The organism is Paenibacillus sp. OAE614 (assembly GCF_040546645.1).
In the GTDB taxonomy this organism is placed as follows: Bacteria; Bacillota; Bacilli; order Paenibacillales; family Paenibacillaceae; genus Paenibacillus_AQ; species Paenibacillus_AQ favisporus.
In genome coordinates, this window is the sequence record NZ_JBEPOD010000001.1 from 2,361,453 (window position 1) to 2,385,106 (window position 23,654).

Genomic DNA, 23,654 nt, shown 5'->3' on the forward strand with positions numbered 1-23,654 from the left:
CGCAATTACAGCAGCCACGCGCCCAGCAGGCCGCTGATTAGTCCGGTCACGATGACCGCGCCGAACACGAACAGCAGCACTTTCCGCGGGAACGACTTGGCCACGATCAGCATGGACGGCAGGCTGACTGCCGGGAGCGTCACGAGGAGCGCAGCGGCTGGGCCCGAACCAACGCCCAAGGACAGAAAGGACTGGATGATCGGAATTTCGGCAGCCGTCGGAATGACAAACAGCGTGCCGACAACGGCGAACAGGATAATGGCAGCGATCCCGCCCCCAACCCATACCGGGAACAGGGTGGACTGGAAAGCACCCAGCAGCAGGACGGCAATCAGATATGCCGGAACGACGCTCAGAATCATCAAGCCGAGGCTCTTGGCCCAGCGGACCAGGAAAGGTCCGCGGTCCGTTTCCTTGACGACCGTTGCTTCCTCCAGCGGTTCCGGCACTTCGGAGGAACCGGCAAAGCGGTTCGCGAAGTAGCTCACGCCGAACGTCAGGGCCAGTCCCAGAATAATGCGCAGCAATGTGAATTTCCAGGACAGCACGAAAGCCATGAAGATAAGCGTTGCCGGATTCAGCAGCGGGTTGCCAAGCCAGAAAGCGAGCGCCGCCCCGACGGACACGTTGCGCTTGCGCAGGCCGCTCGCAATCGGGGCGGCACAGCAGGTGCACATCATGCCGGGCAGGGAGGCGACCCCGCCGATCAGGGTGCTCTTAAACGTCGCTTTGCCAAGCAGCTTATACAGCCACTGGACAGGCAGCAGCACCTGGACCAGCGAACCAAGCAGAATGCCGAGAACGGCCGCTTTCCATACCGACTTGAAGTACGTCTCCGCATAGGAAACCGCCGAGTGCCAGGAAGGCGCCGATCCGCCCGCTCCTAGAATGGACGATCCGATGCTGTGCTCGGCTGCGGCTTTAAATGCTTTTTGATAGTACGGCCACCATTTGACATAAGACAAGCCGATGGCGGCGATAAGAATAAACAGAACCACGAGCCAAATCGTTTTTCTGTGATTCTGACGATGAATATTTGGACTAGCGGGTGACATGGCGATCTATCCTCCAAGCGTATTTAAAATGTGAGATGAAGCCATTCCTGCATATCAACCTAAGTTGCAAGCAATCCATTATATCATAAAACAGGACAAAACGGGGTAAAGGTCCGCAGGTTTGGCCGGACGGAGGACATTTATCATCCCGAAGGGGAACCGGAGAAGGATGTGGACTGTTTTTGCTGAATTATTGTTCAGGGGAAAAAGCGAGAATTTTATCGAAAAAAGTAAGTTTTTTGAGTATGCTGATGGCATGCTTATCGGCGACATTGGACTAACGGGGGTAGAGCATGAAGCTGCAATCTGCAGGAAAAGCATCACGGTGGTACGTGTATCAGAAAATCGTCATCGTTTTTATTTTATTTTTGCTTCCACTCATTTCGATGAATATCTGGCTTAACTATAAGGGGATGTCCATCACCAAGGATGCGATTTTGAACTCATCTTTGGCAGGTGCGTCCTTCTACAGCAAACAGCTCGATAAAGAAATGTACTTTATCCGAAACCTGCAGCTTCAGCTGTTAAATGACAAAGATCTGCAGAAGCTCAGCTTCCGGGGCAGCATGCTGGAAAATTATGAAGAGGTGGAGCTGATCGATCAGGTCCGGGACCGGCTTGCGACACTGACCGTTTCCAGCGAATATGTCGTGAATGCGGGCGTGTACGTCGAAGCCATCGGCAAAACGATTTCTACGGACTCGGGTGTGACCAATACGCCCAATGAGGAACTGAAGCTGATCTCGTCGCTCATGGCCGTTACGCCCAAACCATCGTTCTATAGGAGCGGAAGCCGGATTTTTTTCATCGAAACGGAAAATAACGGCTCGGTCTGGTCTTATATCGAGATTTCCAGACCCAAGCTGCTGGAGGCTTTGAGGGAAATCGCCAATTTGTATCCGCAATCCGAAGTGCTGCTCGGGGATAAAGAGGCGGGAACCGTTCTGACGACAGCGCAGGAGCAGGGGGAGTCCGCTGCGGTTTTGGGGCTTTTTGATGATGAAAGCCTGCATAATTCGAGTATGCCTGTGATGCGGAAGATGCACGGCGTGAACTATTTTATTACACCCAATGACGTCAGTTCGCTGCATTTATCGCTTATCATGTATGTGAATCAAAATGAGATCACGCGCCCGTTGAGCCAATTTATTACATGGTTCTACACCCTGTTCATCATCGCGATCATCGTGATGATCCTGTACTCTTTTTCCGTCAATCTAATGATCCACAGGCCCTTATCCAAACTGGTCAAGGCGTTTCATATGATTGAGACCGACAATCTGAACATTATGATCGAATCCAAAACGAAGGATGAGTTCCATTACGTCTTCAACAGCTTTAACAATATGGCACGCAAGCTCAAAAATTCGATCGAGGATAACTATGAGCAAAAAATAGCGCTGCAGCGCTCCCAGCTGAAGCAGCTTCAGTCCCAGATCAATCCGCATTTTCTGTACAACAGCTTTTTTAATATTTACATGATGTGCAAAGTAGGCGATTCGGACAGCGCTGCTGAGCTCTCCCAGCGTCTCGGCAGCTATTACCAGTACATTACGAGAAGCGGTGCGGACGAGGTGCCTTTCGATAAAGAATACCGTCACGCGCTTGATTATTGCGATATTCAATGCATCCGTTTTTCCAATCGGGTTCATTTCGAATACGAAGAGCAGACGGAAGTCCCCGCTACAATCACGGTGCCGCGGCTGATCATTCAGCCCATCGTGGAAAATGTGTTTGAGCACGCCTTTGAAGACGGCATGATGGAGGGAAAGGTCTACATCCGGACGGAATACCGGGAAGGGAAACTGTGCGTGACGGTCGAAGATAACGGGAATTTGGCTACCGATGCCATGATCGAACAGTTGAACACCAAGCTCGCCAGGGATTCAAAATCGATCGAGAACACGGGTTTGATCAACGTCAATAATCGCCTCAAGCTCAAGTACGGGCCGGAGAGCGGCTTAACGGCGTCAAGAAGCATGCATGGCGGCTTAAAAATCAACCTGACCATTATATCAGAGGCATAAAAGGAGGCAGCATCATGTACCGATTGTTGATCGTGGATGACGAGCCGGTTATCGTAAACGGGCTGATTCAGCTTTTTCAGGAAAATACGGAATTCGAACTCGATGTATGTAAAGCCTATTCAGCCGCTCAGGCGCTGAGCATCGCCAAGAAGATGAAGCTCGACATTTTGGTCAGCGATATCCGGATGCCCCAAAAAACCGGACTGCAGCTGGTCGACGAAATTGCTTATTATTGGCCGCACTGCAGGATCATTTTTCTGACCGGTTACAGCGAATTCGATTACGTGCAGGCTGCGCTGCGGAAGAGTGCGGACAATTACATATTAAAAACCGAGGGTATCGACCCGATTTTTCGGGCCGTTGGGGAAGCCTGCCAAAAGCTTGACGAGGAGAACAGCCGCAGAATCCGGGAAGAAAAGGCCAGCATGCATTTTCAAATCGCCGCTCCCGTCTTGAAAAATGAACGCATCAGAAGGATGCTGAAGGGGGAACCTGCAGCTTCGCTTCTGGCCGATCCCCGGTACGAGGAGCTGGATTTCCGGCTGAACGCGGAAGAACCGGCATTTTTAGTCATCGGCAGGATCGACAACCCGGAGGATATGAAACCGCAGGAAGCGCTGGAATCCGTGCAAAGGGCGTTTCATAATAACCTGCCTGACTCGATCACCTGTGAGTCCTCCATATCGGATGAACATATCGTTGTGTGGCTGCTTCAGCCGCAATCGGAACTGCTCGGCCGTTTCCTTCACCCTGATCCGGAGGCACAGGCTTGGAAGGGATTCATTGCGTATATGAAGGGGATCCTGGAACTGGTGCAAAATGAATGCGAAGGCCTGCTTGGCGCATCCGTGTCATTCGGCGTTTCCGGCGATTTGAGCAAGGGCTGGGAGACGATCCGCGACCAATACAGCGCGCTGCTCGGTGCACTGGAGTCCCGAGTCTCGTTCGGCCACAGGATGATCGTGATTGATATTGAGCAGGCCCATCAAGAATTTTCGCCGGACTCCGGGCAAATGAAGCAGGAAGACATGAAATCCTGGGTGATCAACCAGATTCAGAGCTTCATCCAGCACCATCTGTCCGGTGATGTGTCCCTGACCGCGATCGCGGAGCATGTCCATTTCAATCCGTCTTACTTGTCGCGTTACTACAAACAGATGACCGGACAAAATTTGCAGGATTACATCCAGTCGAAAAAACTGGAATGCGCGCTTCATCTGATGCAGCACACCAATCTTAAGTTAATCGAAATCGCCGCCCGGGTCGGCTTCGATTCACATTCCTATTTCACGACCTTTTTTAAGAAAAAGATGGGGGTTGCTCCCCAGGAATACCGGAACTCCAAATAAGTAAAAAAAGTGAAAGCAAAGTAAAAAACTCAAAATTGATAGCGCTTTCCTTCGGAATCTATAATGATGACGTGAAGCGATAACAAGATGACAGCATACAAAGGGGGAAGGCCATCAATATGAAATTACACAAGCCATGGAAATTGCTTTTGCTCGCCACGATTTCTCTTTCGTTATTCACGGCATGCTCGAGCCAGGGGAACGATTCGTCGGCAAACTCTGCCGCAGAACCGGCATCCAAGGAAGAAACCAAGAGCACAGACGCACCGCCCGAGCCGCTTGGCAAATACCCTGAAACGGTAACCGTAACGGAGGTGCTCGGTTATAACCCGCCAGAGGACCCGCGGACACCGAAAGGCATTACGCCTGACCAAAATGCTTACCTCAAAGATCTGAAAGACATGTTAAACATCGAGGTCAAGTACAAGTGGACCGTTCCATCCAGCCAATTCGAGCAAAAATTCTCGCTCGCGATGGCTTCGGCCGACCTGCCGGACATTATGGAGCTGGACCAGAAAAACTTCGAAAAGCTGAAGAAGCAGGGCATGCTTGCTGATTTGACCGCAGCTTACAACGATTACGCTTCGCCGGAATTGAAGAAATACATGGAGTCCGACGGCGGCTTTGCCATGAAGACGTTCTCCGAAGACGGTAAGCTGCTCGGTATCCCTGCATTCGAGGACCCGTTCCTGTCGACGCAGCTGCTATGGCTTCGTAAAGACTGGCTCGACAACCTGAAACTGCAGCCGCCTGCGACGATGGATGACCTGGATAAGGTCGCGAAGGCATTTGTTGAGAACGACCCGGATCAAAACGGACAAAACGATACGTACGGCGTATCGCTGCAAAAAAATCTGTTCTTCTGGGCTTATGATCTGCGAGGCTTCTTTAATGGCTTCGGGGCGTATCCGTCGATTGGCGACAATCAATCCGCCTGGATCAAGGACAGCAGCGGCAAGCTGATTCCCGGCTTGATTCAACCGGAAGTGAAGAATGCGCTTGGCAAGCTGCAATCCTGGTACAAAGACGGCATTTTGGACAAAGAGTTCGCTTTGAAGGACGAAAACAAGGCTGTCGAAGACATTACGGCAGGCAAAGTCGGCATCGTGTACGGGGAATGGTGGTATCCGAACTATCCGCTGAACCTGAACGTGGACAAGGACCCGAAAGCAGAGTGGATCGCCATTCAAATTCCGGGTCTGGACGGTCCGGGCAAATCGCTGGTGCCTAAGATCCGGAGCGGAAAAGTGTATGCCGTCAACAAGAAAATGAAAAATCCGGAAGCTGCCATCAAAATGATCAACTTCTACATCGAAAAAGGCAAAAAGAAATACATGGAACAAAACAAAGCGGAAAACGGATATGTCTATAACTGGTTTAATCCGCGGATCTATAACCCGGCCCAGATCGATACGATCTACACGGAAGTCAACAAGGCACTCGATGCGAAGCAGACCGAAATTACGCTGGATGACGAGAACTACAAAAATGTGGCCGATGTGTTCAAAGCAGCTCAGGATTACCTTGCAGGCAACACGGCTAATGCTTCCAAAGGCGTAAACTGGGGCCAATACTTCAGCCGCGCGGCGAAAGACGGCGGTTGGGGGATGACACGGAAGATCAAGGAAAGCGGAGCTTTCGTGAACAACGAGTTCTTCGGATTGCCGACGGAAACGCAGGTCGAAAAGGGCGCCCAGCTCGATAAGCTGATGCAGGAAGCGTTTACGAAGATCATTTTGGGCGGATCCCTGGACGATTTCGACAAGTTCGTTCAGAGCTGGAAATCCCTTGGCGGCGATCAAATTACTAAAGAGGTTAACGACTGGTACAGTCAGCAGGCTGCAAAATAATTCGATTCGCGATTGCCGCTAGCAATCCTGAAATGAAGTGAAACGGGAGGAGGAGCCTGCTTTAGTCCTGGCGATTCCTCCTGTTTACGATTGAACGGGGAGGTCCATCTGTGAGAACGCTGAAAAAGGAATATATCCTTCATCTCATGCTGCTGCCCGGCGTTATCGTGACGCTGATTTATGCCTACGGCCCCATGGCCGGTCTCGTCATGGCTTTCCAGCAGTTTGAGCCGCTATCCGGCTTTTTTCATTCGAAGTTCGTTGGTTTTGACAATTTCAAATATGTATTTGCCATGCCTGATTTCAAGCAGGTGCTGTGGAATACGATTGTGATCGCTGTGATTAAAATGGTGTTGTTCCTGTTAGTTCCGTTAATTCTGGCATTGCTGCTGAATGAAGTCACCAAGCGGTGGTTTTCCCGCTTTATCCAATCGGCCGTATTTCTGCCTTTTTTTCTGTCATGGACCGTTCTAGGCGGTGTCATTATCGAGCTGTTTTCCCTGAGTGGACCTGTTAACGGACTGCTGACGGGAATGGGGCTGAAGCCAATTATGTTCATGCTGGATAACGAGTGGTTTCGCGGAATTATCATCGGCTCGGATGTCTGGAAAGGGATGGGTTATAACATGATCGTCATGCTCGCCGCCATCACCGGAATCAATGCCACGCTGTACGAAGCGGCCGAGGTTGACGGTGCGGGAAGATGGAAGCAGATGATTCACATTACGCTGCCGGGCATGGCACCGATATTGATATTACTCGGAGTCCTCAGCCTTGGCGGGATTTTGAACGCCGGATTTGAGCAAATCCTGATCATGTATAACCCGACCGTGTATGAGGGAGCGGATATCATCGATACGTTCGTATACCGGCTTGGTATGTTCAGCCAGCAATTCGGACCTGCCGCCGCCGTCGGACTGTTTAAATCCGCGATATCTTTGGTTTTGGTGTCGCTAACTTATTACGCGGCTTACAAATACAACAATTATCGCATTTTTTAAGCTGGAGGCAGAGAGATGCACAAACCAACTTTGAGCAGAAAAATGTTCGTCATTTTCAATTCGGCGCTGCTGACGGCGATTACGCTTCTTGGCATTATTCCGTTTATCCACCTTCTGTCCGTGTCCCTCAGTTCGAATACGGCGGCAATGGCCGGCGAGGTTAAACTGTGGCCGGTCGGCTTCAACTTTGACGCATACCGGTACCTGGGGCAAAAGGTAGAGTTTTTCCGTTCGCTTGGGGTTTCGATTGAGCGGGTAGCGCTCGGCACGGCGGTCAACATGTTCCTGTGCTTTATTTCGGCTTATCCGCTATCCAAGTCGGCTGACCAGTTTAAGTATCGGACGGTCTATGTCTGGTTCTTTGCGATTACGATGTTTTTCGGCGGAGGTCTTATTCCTACGTATATCATCGTGAAAAATACGGGTTTGATCGATTCCATCTGGGCGCTGATTTTGCCGGGTGCACTGAACGTATGGAACATGGTGCTGATGCTGAATTTCTTCCGCACCATTCCGCGGGAGCTGGACGAGGCGGCCACGATCGACGGCGCGGGACACTGGAGAATTTTATGGCGGATCTATTTGCCGGTCTCTTTACCTTCGATCGCGACCATCGGCCTTTTTACGATCGTAGGGCACTGGAACTCATGGTTCGACGGCATCTTATACTTGAATTCACCGGAGAAATATCCGCTGCAGACCTATTTGTCCACGCTCATTATGTCGATCAATTCCCAAATGACGTCCGTTTCCATTGAACAAATCAAAGCGATGGAAAATTTGAGCGAGAAAACGCTGCAGACGGCGCAGATATTTATGGGGGCGCTGCCGATCATGGTCGTATATCCGTTCCTGCAAAAATACTTCGTCAAAGGGATGACGGTCGGAAGCGTCAAGGAATAACGAAAGGGGAAGAAGACGTGAAAAAAGTGAAGGTTGCCTTGATCGGAGCGGGCCTGCGCGGCATCAATTACCTAGAATATGCGCTGTCGCATCCGCATGAGCTTGAGGTAGTTGCCGTGGCGGAGCCGGTCAAGGAACGGAGGGAAAGCTTTCAGGCGAGGCACGGGCTTGAGGATTCGATGTGCTTTGAGCATTGGGACGATCTGTTCCAAGCTCCGAAACTGGCTGATGCCGTGCTGATCTGTACCCAGGATCAACAGCATTTCGAGCCGACCATGCAGGCGCTGCAGGCAGGCTATCACGTGCTGCTGGAAAAACCGATGTCACCCGATCCCGGGGAATGCATCCGGATGGGGGAGATGGCTTCACAGGCCGGACTTGTGTTTTCCATCTGTCATGTCCTCCGGTATACGCCGTTTTTCCAGACGCTGAAAAGCTTGCTGGCTGGTGGTGCGATCGGGCGGCTGATGTCGATCCAGCATAATGAGAATGTGGGGTACTGGCATCAAGCGCACAGCTTTGTCAGAGGGAATTGGCGCCGTAAGGAGGACTCCAGTCCGATGATTCTGGCCAAGTCCTGCCATGACCTGGATATTCTGCTGTGGCTTGCCGGTGCGGACTGCGTCAAAGTATCTTCCTTCGGCACGCTCAGCCATTTTATGGCATCCGAAGCGCCTGAAGGAGCTCCGCTCCGCTGCCTGGACGGCTGTCCGGTCGCGGATGAATGCCTCTATTATGCGCCTGATCAATATTTAACCGAAGATACGAACTGGCCGACTTCGGCCATCAGTGACGACATGAGCTACGAAGCCCGTTACAAAGCGCTGCAGGAAGGGCCATACGGCAGATGCGTATATCACTGCGATAACGACGTCGTCGACCATCAGGTCGTGAATCTCGAGTTTGAGGGCGGTATCACGGCTGCGTTTACGATGAGCGCATTTACAAGAGACGTCAGCCGCACGATCAAGCTGATGGGCACGACCGGGGAAATCCGCGGAGCGATGGAGAAAAACGAAATCGAAATCATTCACTTCGGCAGCGGCAAAGTCGAACGGATTACGTTCGGGGACATGGGCGGCCATGTGGGCCATGGCGGCGGCGATATGAAGCTGATGAGCGATTTCCTCAAGCTGGTACGGGCGGACGCCAAGGCTCAAGGCCTTACATCTGCAGACCATTCCGTCCAGAGCCATCTGATGGCGTTCGCCGCTGAAGAGTCCAGAATCGCGGGTGAGGTTATCCGTTTGAAGGAGTTCGAACAGCGTTACGTCGTCCGCGAGCCATCGGTTTAATACGATACCTTCAACCTAACCACAGGAGGAACTTATGACTACGTTTCGATATTCGGGATCTGCTTTTTATATGAATGATGAGCCGGTGCAAATTTTGTCGGGAGCGATTCACTATTTCCGTGTCGTACCGGAGTATTGGGAGGACCGGCTCATCAAACTGAAAGCCTGCGGTTTGAACACCGTGGAAACGTATGTGCCGTGGAATTTGCATGAACCGCAGAAAGGGGAGTTCCAGTTTGAGGGCATCGCTGATTTGGTGAAGTTTATCGAACTGGCTGGCAGCCTCGGACTCTATGTTATCGTTCGGCCGTCACCGTACATCTGCGCGGAATGGGAATTCGGGGGGCTGCCTTCCTGGCTGCTGGCGGATTCCGATATGCGCCTGCGCTGTTATCATCAGCCGTTCCTCGACCATGTCGATGATTATTATGATGTGCTGCTTCCTAAGCTGAAGCCTCTGCTCTGTACCCAGGGAGGCCCGGTGATCGCGCTGCAAATCGAAAACGAATACGGGAGTTACGGCAACGACAAGCAGTACTTGAACTATTTGAAAAACGCGATGATCAGCCGGGGGATGGACGTGCTTCTGTTTACTTCGGATGGTCCGGAAGACGCCATGCTCCAGGGCGGGATGGTGGAAGACGTACTGGCAACGGTCAATTTCGGCTCCCGCGCCAGGGAATCCTTCGAGAAGCTGCGGGAGTATCAGCCGGATGCGCCGGTCATGTGCATGGAATTTTGGGACGGCTGGTTTGACCACTGGCGTGAAGAGCATCATACCCGTCCGGCGGAGGATGCCGCTTTTGTTCTGGATGAAATGCTGAGCCTTGGCGCGTCCGTTAACTTTTATATGTTCCATGGGGGCACGAATTTCGGCTTCTTGAGCGGAGCCAACGGCCACACGGAAGACAGCTATGAGCCAACGGTCACCAGCTACGATTATGATGCGCTGTTAAGTGAAAACGGTGAGCCGACGGACAAATATTTTGCCGTTCGTGACATCATCGCGAAGTATAAGCCGCTTGCAGCGGACGGGCTGCCGAACCCCATCGCCAAGAAAGCATACGGTAAAGTGGCAATGACGGAGCTTGCTCCTTTGGCCGGCAACCTGGACCGGATTTCAGCAGCGGTGCGCTCTCCCTATCCCGAACCGATGGAGAAGCTCGGCCAGAACTACGGTTTTATTCAGTACAGTACGTTGATCCCCGGCCCGCGGCCTAAGGAGGAACTGTTCGTTCAGGACCTGCGCGACCGCGCTCTGGTCTACCTGAACGGGGAACTTGCCGGGACATTGGACCGCAGCGAGCCCGGTACGAAAATCGAGTTCGAGGTTCCGCCGGGGGGCGTCCAGCTTACGCTGCTCGTGGAGAATATGGGCCGGATCAATTATGGCCCGTACATGAAAGACAGGAAGGGAATCACCGAGGGCGTGCGGCACGGAAGGCAGTTTTTATCGGACTGGACGACGTACCCGCTGCCGTTAAACGACTTGTCCGGTCTCGATTTTCACGCGCTGCAGCCGCAGCAAGGCCCTGCCTTTTACCGTGGGGAGCTGCAGGTTCACGAACGGGCGGACACCTTTCTGAGCTTGAACGGTTGGACCAAAGGCGTCGTATTTATCAACGGCTTCAACCTTGGCCGGTATTGGAACATCGGGCCGCAAAAAACGCTGTATGTGCCGGGGCCGCTTTTGCGGGAGGGGGCCAACGAGATCGTCGTTTTCGAATTGTACGGTACGGAGCTGCCGGAAATTGATTTTGGTGAGCGGCCGGATTTAGGATAGCCGCTTTATGGATCTGGAACCAGCTCCTTACAACTCTAAGCTTGATCACGATCAGGCTTAGAGTTTTTTGCGTTGAGCCGGCCCATGCGATGAATCCAAAGTTTAAGAGATCCCCTGATGATGTATCTACTACCGGATTCATGAGGTAAAGAAAGTGAAAGGTTTGTAAAGATCGAGAAATGGATGCGCTTTCTTTCGGGCTTTATAATGATATAACACGTCAAAGATTAAAGGCGATGTTAATTACAGCATGATAAAAAAATAGGCTGGCGAGGGATGCATATGGTTAAAATCATTCATCATTTTGGCAGTCCCAAATGGCTATTTACAGCCGGATTGTTGGTCATAGGTTCTGTGATTGTTATATTCACTGCTGGGTCCGGGTTTTCAAAGACGAAGCATCACGTTGAGGTGATCGCGACAGTCAACGGTGTACCGATTCATATCAACGAATTCAGCAGAGCCATCACTGCAAATAAAGCTGGAGTCATCAGCTATTTTTATGAGAAATATGGCGCTGAGCCGTCGCCTGCGTTTTGGACCACGTCTTACGGAGGAGAATTTCCGCTGGAGATGATCAAACAAAGAGCGCTGGAAACGAGTGTGAACATCAAAATTCAGCAAATCATTGCGCAGGAGCAGGGAGTGCTGCGGGATATCGATGAGGACAGTTTTGTACAATCCCTCGAGCGTGAAAATAAGAGAAGGCAAAAGGCGATCCGCGATTATCAGGTTGTTTTCGGACCCGCCTCCTACAGTGAGGATGCTTATTTTGAATACGTCATGACAAACGCAATCGTATCCGTCAAAAACCATCTGATGGAGCAGGATTGGAAGCCCGATGAACAGCAGCTGAAGCCGTTTTACGAGTCTCGAAAAAGCGCGGAAACGAAGGATCAGTCATTTGACGCTGTCAAAGACCAAGTAGTCAAAGACTACATCGACTATAAATACGAGGGATATGTCCGCGAACGCATCTCCGAAGCAAAGGTCGTCGTGAATCAGGGATCATACGATTCGTTTCAAAATGTAACGATGTAACGCCTAATCGGCTTTACATACATGATAAAACGAAAGGATGATGCTTTTTGAGGAAATGGGGAGGTAAAGTGTTTTGCATGACTTTGATTGTCTCCATGGTATGTTCTTTCTTCACCGCTTTGCCGCAGGCCGCGATGGCATCCGGCACGACTTACTACGTAGACCGTACGGGAGGAGATGACCGGAACAACGGAACAAGCCAAGATTCCGCCTGGAAGACATTGGACAAAGTCAATGCGACCACCTTTTCACCGGGGGACAAGATTCTGTTTAAAGCCGGGGAAAGCTGGAATGGCAGGCTGTGGCCCAAAGGCTCGGGTGAAGAGGGAAGTCCCATCATCATTGATAGGTATGGGGAAGGCAACAAGCCGTTAATCGCCGGCGTGACGTCAGAGCTGGAAGCTGTCTTGTTGAAAAATCAGCAGTACTGGGAGATCAACAATTTGGAAGTGACGAACAGCTCCCCACTGCCATTTGACAGGGACTGGGAAAACTCGCGCGGACAACGGCGAGGCGTCTACATCTTAAACGAAGAAGCGGGACTGCTGCACCATATTCATATTAAAAATTTAAACATTCATGATGTAGACGGTTCTTATACGACTCGATCCGGCGGAATTATTGTCGACTCGGTCGGGTCAACGACGCCCAGCGCTTTTGACGACGTCCTGATTGACGGTAATATGCTGACGGACGTGGATGCCTATGGCATTTACATCGGCTCCAACTGCATCCTGCGTAACGGAATGGGCGATTTATGGCCGTGGGTGCCGAAGCCTTACGGGCCTTGGACGCCTTCGACTCGTGTGAACATATCCAACAACACCGTCCTCAGAGCCGCAACGGGAGGAATCGCCTGGAACGTAACCGATGGAGCGGTTGTCGAGCGCAATACGGTAGGGCAGGCTACATACCTGGCAACCAATGCTTCCATTTGGTGGGCCTATTCGGACAACAATTTGGTCCAATTCAACGAATCATTTGCCAGCGTCAACGGCGCTGAAGACGGTCACGGCTTCGACGTGGACGCAGGAAACATCGGTTCGCTCGTACAGTATAACTACAGCCATGATAACGCAGGCGGATTTATGCTGTTTGTAAACGATACGTATGACACGATTAATACGGTCGTAAGGTATAACATCAGCCAGAATGACCGAAAAAGCATTTTCCGGTACAGCGGATCGATCGACAACGTGTATAACTACAATAATACGGTGTACGTCGGAAAAGCATCCGGCAACCCAGTCATGAGCGATTATTTCACCAAGGCTTCCGGCGCTCCGCGCAACATTAAAAATTACAACAATGTTTATTACAGTCTCGGGGATAAAGGCTGGGATTTGAGAGGGCAAACGTTCGACTACAACGCTTATTACGGGGGGAACACGCTCGTTCAGGCCGATGCCCATGGGGTAACCGGCGATCCGAAATTTGCGAACCCCGGCAGCGGAGCGGAAGGGATGAATACCGTCGACGGTTATAAGCTGCTGGCCGATTCTCCTTTGATCGGTGCAGGCATTCGCATCAATGAAAACGGAGGCAGGGACTACTTCGGCAATCCGTTATACAATGAGGCTCCGGACATCGGCGCACACGAATACGAAGGCAGCGTGCCTCCAGCCGGTTCTATGCCTGACCCTATCGACGTCGTTCAGATCCGGCCGGTCAGCACGCCTGTCGATGACTTGGCTCCACAGGCTGCCGCAAGCACGACATTTCGATCGTCGTCTTCACAGCCGATTGAAAATATCAATGATAAATTTTATGATACCGCTTGGTCTACCGAGGCTTCGCCTTCTTTTCCGGGATATATCACGCTTGACTTTGGCGGTCAAACCATTTCTGCCAATCAATTGAAGATCAATACGAGATTCGGTCAGGAATCGGGGATGACGGACTTCGATCTGGAATACGACAACGGTTCAGGATGGGTGCCTATTCGAAGGGATATTCATCTGTCCTGGGATTTGAATAACGGCTCGAATGAGATCAAATCCGTAGAGTTCCCGCTTACCCGTTTTTCCAAGATCCGATTGAAGGTGCATGGAGGAAATGCGCTGTCCGGCAGGATCACGCTGAACGAACTAGAACTATATATCAATCCGGATTTATCCAAAGACATGGTCACCACGTCCTTCCCAACGGGTGCGGGCACGATCACAAACATTATCGACAACAATTTGAACTCGGCATGGGGAAGCGACGTTAACGTATCTTTTCCGGGCTATATCACGCTCGATTACGGACATGATCCGGTACCTGTCAACAAGGTTACGTTGGTTACCTTTTTCGGCATAGGTCAAGGGATTACCAAGTTTGACGTGGAGTATTACGACGGCAGCGGCTGGCTAACCGCATTGCCTGGTGCATCAGTCGAATGGAAGCTTAACGACAGCACCAAAGAAAGCCAAACCGTCACCTTTCCGACCGTTCATGCTTATAAACTGCGGCTGAAAGTGAATGATGCGAACAGGGTATGGGGCAATATCGCGCTGAATGAGCTTATCGTTGAGCATACCCCTGAACATGTACCCGTCACCGGTATTTCGATCGACCGACCGGAGATCATTTTTAATGCGTCTGCCGATCGCAGTGCAGCACTGCAGGCTGCCGTTAGTCCCAGCAACGCGACCAATAAAAAAGTCAAATGGAGTACCGATGATGATCAGGTGGTTGAGGTAGACGCGGAAGGGCGGGTGAAGGCGATAGGGGAGGGGAAGGCTGTTATTACGGCAACAACAGAAGATGGTGATTTTCAGGCTGCGAGTCAAATAACCGTCGATTGGACAGCCCCCGAAATCAGGCTCGGCCCTGTGACTACATCTGAATTCACCTCAGGTACATTCCAGCCGAGATTTGAAATAACGGATCGATGGACCGGCGTTGACAATGCGAAAACGGAAGTCTTGCTTGACGGAAAAGTTCTGACGGATGTAAAAGATACGCCAATGTACGAGCTGGCTCTGGGAGCGCATACGTTCACCGTGAAAGCCAGCGATTTGGCGGGGAATACCAGCGCAAAGTCCGTTGACTTTGATGTGAAAACAAGCAACGCGGCTCTTGAGGAGTTGGTTCAGCGTTTCGCAGAAGCCGGCTGGATTGACAACAAAGGGATTGCGAATAGCTTGCTGAAAAAGTTGCAGAATCAAAATGTAAGCAGCTTTATCCATGAAGTCAACGCTCAAAAGGGAAAACATGTATCTGTCGACGCTGCGGAGTACCTGCTTCGCGATGCGGAATCGCTTCTTCATGAATCAAAGTCGTTATCTAACCTTTGAAGGGAGAGTTAATCATGAAAAAACACTTCATCACATCGATCGTCAGCCTGCTGATCGTATCCTTGTTTTCAACGAGCGCCATGGCGGCTGGTAACGGGAATGGCAAGGAAATTCGCACAACCGTGATGTCGTACAACATACATCATGGTGTCGGTTTGGATGAACAGCTTAGCCTGAAACGAATTGCGGATGTGATCCGGGATTCCGGCGCGGAGATCGTTGGCCTTCAGGAAGTGGACCGGTTTTTCGGGGAGCGGAGCGACTTTCAGGACCAAGCCAAGGAATTAGCAGGCTTGCTCGGCTATCACTACGCGTATGGTGCCAATCTGGATTGGGAACCGGCGGAAGGCCAGACGAACAACCGCCAATATGGAACTGCTATTCTGAGCAAGTATCCGATCCTCCGCTCTGACAATGTGCTGCTCAGAAGCTTCGGCGATGAGCAGCGGGGCGTTCTGCATGCGGTGGTCAATTTACGGGGGGTTCATGTGGATGTGTATAATACGCATCTGGGGCTCGATGCCGCAAGCCGTAAGGCGCAGGTGCAGGAAATCGTTAACCTGGCTTCCACGGCTAAGGGACCAAAGCTTCTCACGGGCGATTTTAATGCGGAACCTGACAGCCCGGAGTTTCAGGCTCTGTTAGACAGCGGTTTATTCATTAACAGCTTTCAAGGCGTTGAAGATGCCTATACGTTTCCGGCAGACCAGCCGTCCGAAACGATCGATTACATCGTAACCTCGCCTGAAGTTCAGCATTCGAATCAACGAGTGATCGCTACGGAAGCTTCGGATCACCGGCCGATCGCCGTCGATGTTGCGTTCAAGCGATAATGGCCCCATGATAGGACTGCTTATAAACAGCGTGAAAACCCGCCCGGATGGGCGGGTTTTCCTTTTTCCATTTGCCAAGGGTTCTTTTGTCAGCGTTCCTCAGTTTATCAGGACCGGCATATGACTTCCTATTCCATAAGTACTGGCAGGCCTGTCAGCTTTTGATCGCCCCGGCAGCGATGTCGGAAATAAACTGCTTGCTGACGAACAGGAACAAAATGATGAGCGGAATGACCGCGAGCAGCGTGCCCGCGATGACCATCGCATAATCAGTCACATAAATTCCGTTCAGGGAGGAAAGCGCCACCTGCAGCGTAAATTTACGCTCGTCGTTTAGAATGATCAGCGGCCAGAGGTAATCGTTCCAGGAACCGATGAAGGTGAACGCTCCCAGAAATGACAGCGCCGGGCGAAGGATTGGAATCGCGACGTTCCAATAGAGCCGGAAGAAGCCGCAGCCGTCGATGCGGCCGGCGTCCAGCAGTTCGGATGGAACGGATTCCTCCGCATACTGGCGGATCCAGAAAATGCCGAACGCGTTGGCCATGCCAGGAATGATCAGCGCCTTGAAGGAGCCTACCCACCCGAACTTCGCCATGATGACGAAGGAAGGAACGAGCGAGAGCTGCGACGGCGCCATCATCGTGGCGAGCAGCAGGACGAACAGCCACTTTTTGCCGGGAAATTTGAATTTCGCAAACGTAAAGCCTGCAAGGGAATCAAAGAACAGGACCAGCAAAGTACTGCAGCCGGCCACAAACAGCGTGTTGAGAAACGCGCCGAAGAAATCGATGTTCTGAAACACCCGCGTCACATTGCTGATAAACTGCGTCCCGAACCAGAACTTGGGCGGGAAGCTGTAGATTTCCGCAGTCGTACGCGTGGCCATAACGGCCAGCCAGTAAAAAGGAAAGATGGAAACGATAAGTCCGACGATCAATCCGAAATACAGCAGGATAGAAGACTTCCTTTTAACCATGCGTATCACCCCGTTTATTCATCTTTGGCACCGCCGCCCTGAACTACCCGCCAGTTGAAGATCGAGATGAGGGCAATCAATATGAACATGCCCCAGCCGACGGCCGAGCCGTAGCCGAAGTAATTGTTCACGAATGCCTCGCGGTACAGGTAGAGAACGATCGTCAGACCCCCGCCGCTGACGCCGCCGTCGTTGCCGACGAGCACCTGCGATTCGGTGAAGATCTGCATGCCTCCGATGGTTGAAGTAATGACGGTAAAAAGAATGATAGGCCGTAAATTCGGGATCGTAATGCGGAAGAAGGACTGGATGCCGGTGGCTCCGTCAATTTTGGCGGCCTCATAGAGGACCGTAGGTATGCTCTGGAGTCCCGCCAAATAAATGATCGCATTGTAACCGACCCAGCGCCAGATGACCATGATCGATACGGCCAGCTGGATGCCCCAGGTTTTGTTCAGCCATTCCACGGGGGAAATCCCGAACAGGGACAGGAAATAATTCAAAAGTCCGTAGTTGTTGGAGAAAACGGTACTGAACACAATCGCCACCGCAACGAGTGAAGTGACGTTCGGCAGAAAGTAACCGATCCGGAAGAAGGTACGGAACCGCACGAACGACGCATTCAGCAAAAACGCAATGATGAGCGCGAAGAACAGCATCGGAATGGTCGAATAAATCCAGATCAAAAGTGTGTTGCCGACCGCCTTCCAAAATTCCGGATCGGTGACCATGAACTGATAATTGTTCAGACCGTTAAAGGTCATGACGCCGATGCCGTCCCACTTCTGGAAAGAAAGATACATCGAGAACAGGATCGGGAACAAGCCGAAGACGGCAAACAAAATATAGAAAGGGGAGATGGCCAGGTATTCTTTCCGGTGCTTCCATATTTCAGACCCCAATCCCCGCTTCCGCTCCGGCACCTGCATGGAGCTGCCGGGATCGAATTGAGTTCGCTTCTGTAATGGTTGACCCATAAGACTCTACCTCCATTGTCGGGATGGTATGACCGTTTAACGCAGCAGCTCCTTTTTCACTCTAGATAGTGCATCTTCCCATGCTTTATCCGGGTTTTTGCCTTGAAGGGCGACCGATGACAGCTCGCGGCTCACGATGCCGTTCAGGTTGGCGTATTTCGTCCCGAAATAGGAGGGCTTCACGTTGCGCGCGGACTCCGTAAAAATTTCACCGGTAGCCTGGCCGCCGAAAAAGTCCTCTTTCTGCTTCATGACGTCCGAATCGAGCGCCTTGGCGGCGGATGGGAACAGGTTAAGTTCCTTGAAGCTGGTTACCTGGTTTTCGGGATTCAGGAGCCAGCTCATCACCTCAAAGGATTCTTTCGGGTATTTACTCGTTTTCATAATGGCGAGGAACGAGCCGCCGTTGTTGCCGTCACCGCCCGGAGCTCTCGCGACCCGCCATTTGCCTGCCGTATCCGGGGCCGCGTCCATCAGGATTTGCTTCGCCCATACGGCACTCACGAATGAAGCGATTTTGCCGTTGTTCATCGCGGCGTTCCACTCGGAGGAGAACGTGCTGGCATTGGCGAGCAGCCCCATTTGAGAGGCCTTGACCGCCAGGTCCCACGCCTTCTTCATGGAGGAGGAAGGATCCTCACCGATGAAATTTTCATTTCTATCAAAATAAATTTTATCCGACTGTGCATTGACCTGGGAGTAGACCTGGCCGATGTTGTCCAGAAGCTTCACCTTGCCACCGAGCGCCTTCTGCAGCTTCTCGCCTGCGGCGAAATAGTCCTCCCAAGTGCCCATCATCTGATGAACCTCTTCCGGATCGGTCGGGAGACCTGCTTGCTCGAACAGGTCCGCTCGGTAAAACAATGCGGTCGGGCCCGTGTCGATCGGCATGGCGATCATTTCGCCCTTCGGCGTGACCCCAAGCTGCCATTTCCAGTCGAGGTAGTCCCCCTCGATGTCCTTCGCTCCGAGATCATACAGGTTGTAGAAACGGTCGGCGCTTGGGAACAGCTCAGTAACCCAGTCGTTAAAGGCCACAATATCCGGACCGCCGCTGCCTGCAGCGAGCGTCGTTTTCAGCTTGGATTTGAAGTCGCCCCCGATTTTTTGGGCGTTGATGCGAATTCCCGGAAACTGCTTCTGGACCGCGTTGATCAAATTATCGTCCAGACTCCGGTTCCAGTACCAAAGAGTAAGCGTTTTCACTTTGCTATTAGATGAAGACCCGCTAGAACATCCGCTAACCATGAAAGCAACAAGCAATAAACACGTTAATAAGATTCGGTATTTTGCCATCGTTTTCGGCCTCCCATCGCGGCTATATGGTACTGCAGCAGCATCATCACTCCTTTAAATCCCTAAAATGTGTCCGTTCTAGGAACATTATAAACGCTTACAAAACATTTTGGAACCGCTTGCTTGAAATAAGACGGTCGTAGGACATCGCCCCCGCGCCATATATTGAATATGGGTTTACCATCTGAAGGGAGGGAGTTCGCCACTGTCAGTCCGCAGCCTTTATCGCCGTTATGCCGCGGCAGCACTCGTTCTAGTTCTGTCCTTTTGCTGGATGTTTCCGGCTGGGGCCGAGGCAAAAATTGCCTCGCAAGACCTCATTATCGTCAATAAAAAGACGAATAAACTGGCATATTTTAGCAGCGGAAAGTTGGTTAAGGAGTTCAGGGTGGCGACGGGCAAGTCGCCAGAGCTGACGCCGGAAGGAACGTTTGAAATCGTCAACAAGATTAAAAACCGTCCCTATTACAAGGAAAAGATCCCAGGAGGCGATCCCCGCAATCCGCTCGGTGACCGTTGGATCGGCCTCAATGTCAATGGGACGATGGGGACGACGTACGCCATCCACGGCAACAGCAACAAAAACTCGATCGGAAAGTACGTCAGCGCGGGATGCATCCGCATGTACAATGACGAGATCCACTGGCTGTTCGAGCAGGTGCCCCTGCATACGATGGCTATTATAACAACCTCCAGCCAAAGTTTTGAAACGATCGCCCAAAATCACGGCTATGCAGTGGGCGTGCAGTCGTTTGACGGTAAGCTGGTAGTGAATGGAAGGGAAGCTCAGCTGAAGCAGGATTTGATCATGGTCGATTCCCGCATCTATATTCCGCTCCGCGCCTGCTTCGAACTGCTGGGCGGGACGGTTGAATGGAACGCCAGTACCCAAACGGTGACGGTCTACACGGGAAATCGCAAGATTACCCATAAAGCGCTCTCCGGCAAGGCTGTCGTGAACGGCAAAACGGTAAACATCACCGCCTCCCGGTTCCAGGGGAATTCGCTGATGCTTCCGCTTCGCAACATGTCGGAAATATCCGGTTACTCAGTCGTGTGGGACGGAGCCTCCAATACGGTGAACCTAACAACGGGCAAATAAGCCCCAGCCGCGCGCATGCGCGGTTTTTTTGTGCTGTTATATAGATTGAACTAAAGTTTTGCATTGAACTTCCTAATGTAACGGCCAATTGGGGGCAGTATCATTCATTTCTTTAGTTCATTCTATATAGCCTGGGAAAAACAAGGTTGGAACTGCCGGCAAGGGTGTGTATGATGGAAAAGCACGGAAGTTGCCGCGGCTCAGCTCCGGCCGTTGGAGGGCAAAAAATACGAAAGAGGTGTGCGTGATGGATAGCGGGATCGAAATTGTGGATTATTCGCCGGAATGGGCGGAAGGATTCTCCCTGGAGAAAGAACGGCTGTCCGGATTAGCGGGCTTGGATGCGGTCGTGATCGAGCATGTCGGCAGCACGGCCATTCCAGGGCAGCAGGCCAAACCAGTGGTGGATATGTTCGTCGGCGTGAATCCGTTCCGTCCAGCTGCTTATTACAAAGACCTGCTGGATCCGGCCAGCTATTCTTACGTGGAGACCGGGATGCGCGGAAGGCTTTTATTTGCCAAATCGACAGGGGGAATCTGGACGCACAATGTTCATCTGATGCCTTATGACGAACAGTTCCATACCCGCAATGAAATTCTGCTCCGCGATTATTTGCGCCGCCATCCGGAGCTCGTAGAGGAGTACGGGGCCATTAAAATGGAGGCGGCCCGAAGCGCTGAATCGATGAATGCTTACACGCGGGCCAAAACGGCATTTATTCAATCGGTCGTCGATGCGGCCAGAGAGGAGAAAGGGCTTCCCCAGGAAGACGTATGGGAGGAATAAGCTGCCTGCCTGCTTACGCCCGGACGGCCCGATGAATGATACGGACAAGTTCGCTGCTGTAGGTCTCCAGGTCGACCCTGCCAATGACCGCCGGGTTCAGCATATATTCCCCGATCGCGCCTTGAATCATGTTGGACATGACGGAAAGGTGAAAGTCCCCGAAAACGCCCTGCTCCTGACCCTCACGCAGGATAGTCCCCAATGTCTGCAGCAGAGGATCTTCCTCCTCCTCATCAAGCTTGTAATACGGGACGTTATCAGGCGTCCTTGCATTAAACACGATTTCGTCCAAAGCCGTGTTGTGGGCGGGCTGCGTTCCCTGATACGCCAAACTGGCAGTGATGAACGCGCTGAGCTTCTCCTGCGGGGTGCCTACCTGTTCGACCCGTTCCAAAATATAAGACGTTGACTGCTCCACCAGCTTCATCAGCAGATGATTCATCAAATCCCGTTTGTCGGAAAAATGATACGAGATCAAGGCCGTGCTGATGACCTATCATATCAAAATGGAGGAAGTCAATCCGCGTCGGCACGCAAGCAAAAAAACGTGCCAACGGAATAAAATTCCTGGCACGCTTTTTGACGATTAGCGGTTTCGAGACGAACTGGTTGATGTGCCCCCGATATAGCGGAAAACGAGCACGCTTCCAGCCAGGCACAAAATGCCTGTCAGCAGCAAGGAACTCATGACGCCATGGGACAAATCGGGGGCTGCGGCCATGAGGACGCCGGGCAGCGCCACTCCTAGCGTAGCGCCGAGCTGACGGAAGGCATTCAGCGCGCCGGAAGCCGTTCCCGTCTTGCCCTGCGGCGCTGCACTCATCACCACGGAGACGAGCGGCGGCAGGATGAATGAGATGCCGCAGCCGATCAGCAGCAGCGAGATCCCGGTGGGAATATACCCTGTATCTGCAGGAAGGAGAGCCTGGATCAGCATTCCGGTGCATGCTAGGAGAAATCCTGTACCGATGGTGCGTGCTGCTCCATACCGGCTGATCAACCTGCTCATCAGCATGGGATTCACCGCCATGGGGAGCGTCAGCGCAAGAAATGCAAGGCCCGTCCCCATAGCTGAATAACGATGGAGCTGCTGGAAATACAGCGTCATGACAAACAGCACGCCGGAAAGGCCGAAATTAATAAGCAATCCGGCCGTTAATCCGGTCACGAGCACACGGCTTTTGAACAAGGACAGGGGCAGCATCGGCGAATGGCTTCGCTTTTCGATCCAGACGAACAGGCCGATCAGCAGGGCGGCGGCGGCAAACAGAACAAGAATGACGGGTGATCCCCACCCGAGATCTTCGCTTTCCATAAAAGCGCTCGTCAGTGCTGCCACGCCCAGCAGGCCGGTAAGCTGACCGGCGGGATCCATGCCGGACGGCGCGGGTTTCCGGGCTGAAAAGTCCACGTTCGCCCGCGTCCACAGCCAGCTGAGGATGCCCACGGGGATATTCAGCAGAAAAATGCTCTGCCACCCCAGGGTGTCGACCAGAATGCCGCCGATGATCGGACCGGCGGCAAGCGCCAAGCCCGACACCGCCGCCCAGATGCCGAGCGCCTTGGTCCGGCGGGCGGGGTCCGTAAAGGTCTCCGCAATGATCGTCAGGGAGGACGGCAGCAGTGCCGCTCCGCCGACGCCGAGCAGCGCCCGGAAGCCGATCAGCCAGCCGATGGCAGGCGAAACGGCGCAGAGGACCGAAGCCAGCATAAACAAGACAATCCCGCCCAAGAAAACACGGGCTGCCCCCCATCGATCGGCCAGCACACCCATGCCCAGCAGCATGCTGGCAAATACCATCGTATACGCGCCCGTTACCCAGCTCATTCCGCTGAGTCCGCCGCCCAGCGTATCCCGGATGGCAGGGAGCGCGACCGTGACGACCGTCGTGTCCAGCAGCACGATGAAGTAGCCTAGGGACAGCCCTGCAAGCAGCCAGGAAGACCGGTTTTTTTGGTTGGCCGGCTTGGTCCCGGCCGTGATTGATGTTCCATTCATTCCATAAACCCTCCCTTGATCTTTTTCAAACCCATCGATGTGTTGTATAGTGTATATTCAGAAGAAACGGGGATGAAGAGAGCGGTTTATCCTAGG

At 52.2% G+C, this 23,654-nt stretch carries 18 protein-coding genes; 12 read left to right on the forward strand and 6 right to left on the reverse strand.

Annotated features, from left to right (window positions below):
• Window positions 1-5: 5 nt before the first annotated feature.
• Window positions 6-1,055, reverse strand: coding sequence for a permease (locus ABIE48_RS11125; protein WP_192714556.1), 1,050 nt, complete (start codon window positions 1,053-1,055; stop codon window positions 6-8).
• 293 nt (window positions 1,056-1,348) lie between these two features.
• On the opposite strand from ABIE48_RS11125, the gene ABIE48_RS11130 reads away from it, so the two are divergent.
• From ABIE48_RS11130 to ABIE48_RS11175, 10 genes are all read left to right on the forward strand, one after another.
• Window positions 1,349-3,082 (forward strand): histidine kinase, encoded by a 1,734-nt coding sequence (locus ABIE48_RS11130; RefSeq protein WP_192714555.1) that lies wholly within the window; start codon window positions 1,349-1,351, stop codon window positions 3,080-3,082.
• Between the two features lie 14 nt (window positions 3,083-3,096).
• Window positions 3,097-4,431 (forward strand): response regulator transcription factor, encoded by a 1,335-nt coding sequence (locus tag ABIE48_RS11135; protein WP_192714554.1) that lies wholly within the window; start codon window positions 3,097-3,099, stop codon window positions 4,429-4,431.
• 119 nt (window positions 4,432-4,550) lie between these two features.
• On the forward strand, window positions 4,551-6,281 hold the full coding sequence (locus ABIE48_RS11140) for an extracellular solute-binding protein (protein ID WP_145021034.1): 1,731 nt from the start codon (window positions 4,551-4,553) through the stop codon (window positions 6,279-6,281).
• A 110-nt stretch (window positions 6,282-6,391) separates the two neighbouring features.
• Window positions 6,392-7,282 carry an ABC transporter permease gene (locus ABIE48_RS11145; protein ID WP_116230978.1) on the forward strand — a complete coding sequence of 297 codons (891 nt, stop codon included), beginning with the start codon at window positions 6,392-6,394 and terminating at the stop codon, window positions 7,280-7,282.
• Window positions 7,283-7,297: 15 nt separating this feature from the next.
• On the forward strand, window positions 7,298-8,185 hold the full coding sequence (locus ABIE48_RS11150) for a carbohydrate ABC transporter permease (RefSeq protein WP_145021031.1): 888 nt from the start codon (window positions 7,298-7,300) through the stop codon (window positions 8,183-8,185).
• A gap of 17 nt (window positions 8,186-8,202) precedes the next feature.
• Window positions 8,203-9,480, forward strand: a complete 1,278-nt coding sequence (locus tag ABIE48_RS11155; RefSeq protein ID WP_145021028.1) for a Gfo/Idh/MocA family protein — start codon at window positions 8,203-8,205, stop codon at window positions 9,478-9,480.
• Between the two features lie 34 nt (window positions 9,481-9,514).
• A complete protein-coding gene (locus tag ABIE48_RS11160; protein WP_192714553.1) occupies window positions 9,515-11,263 on the forward strand; it encodes a glycoside hydrolase family 35 protein in 1,749 nt (582 codons plus the stop codon).
• A 282-nt stretch (window positions 11,264-11,545) separates the two neighbouring features.
• Entirely contained in the window at window positions 11,546-12,304 is a 759-nt protein-coding gene (locus ABIE48_RS11165; protein ID WP_192714552.1) for a hypothetical protein, read from the forward strand.
• 77 nt (window positions 12,305-12,381) lie between these two features.
• The gene (locus ABIE48_RS11170) at window positions 12,382-15,585 is read left to right on the forward strand and encodes an Ig-like domain-containing protein (RefSeq protein ID WP_192714551.1); all 3,204 of its coding nucleotides are present in this window, start codon (window positions 12,382-12,384) and stop codon (window positions 15,583-15,585) included.
• A 14-nt stretch (window positions 15,586-15,599) separates the two neighbouring features.
• A complete protein-coding gene (locus ABIE48_RS11175) occupies window positions 15,600-16,418 on the forward strand; it encodes an endonuclease/exonuclease/phosphatase family protein (RefSeq protein ID WP_192714550.1) in 819 nt (272 codons plus the stop codon).
• Window positions 16,419-16,572: 154 nt separating this feature from the next.
• Here ABIE48_RS11175 and ABIE48_RS11180 read toward each other — a convergent pair whose 3' ends face one another.
• The 3 genes from ABIE48_RS11180 to ABIE48_RS11190 are packed head-to-tail and all read right to left on the reverse strand — an operon-like array spanning window position 16,573 to window position 19,532.
• Entirely contained in the window at window positions 16,573-17,397 is an 825-nt protein-coding gene (locus tag ABIE48_RS11180) for a carbohydrate ABC transporter permease (RefSeq protein WP_076167304.1), read from the reverse strand.
• A 14-nt stretch (window positions 17,398-17,411) separates the two neighbouring features.
• Window positions 17,412-18,374 (reverse strand): carbohydrate ABC transporter permease, encoded by a 963-nt coding sequence (locus tag ABIE48_RS11185; RefSeq protein ID WP_397340972.1) that lies wholly within the window; start codon window positions 18,372-18,374, stop codon window positions 17,412-17,414.
• 36 nt (window positions 18,375-18,410) lie between these two features.
• Entirely contained in the window at window positions 18,411-19,532 is a 1,122-nt protein-coding gene (locus ABIE48_RS11190; RefSeq protein ID WP_354518873.1) for an ABC transporter substrate-binding protein, read from the reverse strand.
• A 397-nt stretch (window positions 19,533-19,929) separates the two neighbouring features.
• Here ABIE48_RS11190 and ABIE48_RS11195 point away from each other — a divergent pair, with 397 nt between their 5' ends.
• Window positions 19,930-20,772, forward strand: a complete 843-nt coding sequence (locus ABIE48_RS11195; protein WP_483312683.1) for a L,D-transpeptidase family protein — start codon at window positions 19,930-19,932, stop codon at window positions 20,770-20,772.
• A gap of 247 nt (window positions 20,773-21,019) precedes the next feature.
• The gene (locus tag ABIE48_RS11200; protein ID WP_145021006.1) at window positions 21,020-21,559 is read left to right on the forward strand and encodes a GrpB family protein; all 540 of its coding nucleotides are present in this window, start codon (window positions 21,020-21,022) and stop codon (window positions 21,557-21,559) included.
• Window positions 21,560-21,572: 13 nt separating this feature from the next.
• On the opposite strand, the gene ABIE48_RS11205 is transcribed toward ABIE48_RS11200, so the two are convergent.
• Together ABIE48_RS11205 and ABIE48_RS11210 are read right to left on the reverse strand one after the other, a co-directional pair.
• The gene (locus tag ABIE48_RS11205) at window positions 21,573-22,001 is read right to left on the reverse strand and encodes a TetR/AcrR family transcriptional regulator (protein WP_260869204.1); all 429 of its coding nucleotides are present in this window, start codon (window positions 21,999-22,001) and stop codon (window positions 21,573-21,575) included.
• 144 nt (window positions 22,002-22,145) lie between these two features.
• Window positions 22,146-23,558, reverse strand: coding sequence for an MFS transporter (locus ABIE48_RS11210; protein ID WP_192714547.1), 1,413 nt, complete (start codon window positions 23,556-23,558; stop codon window positions 22,146-22,148).
• Window positions 23,559-23,654: the final 96 nt, after the last annotated feature.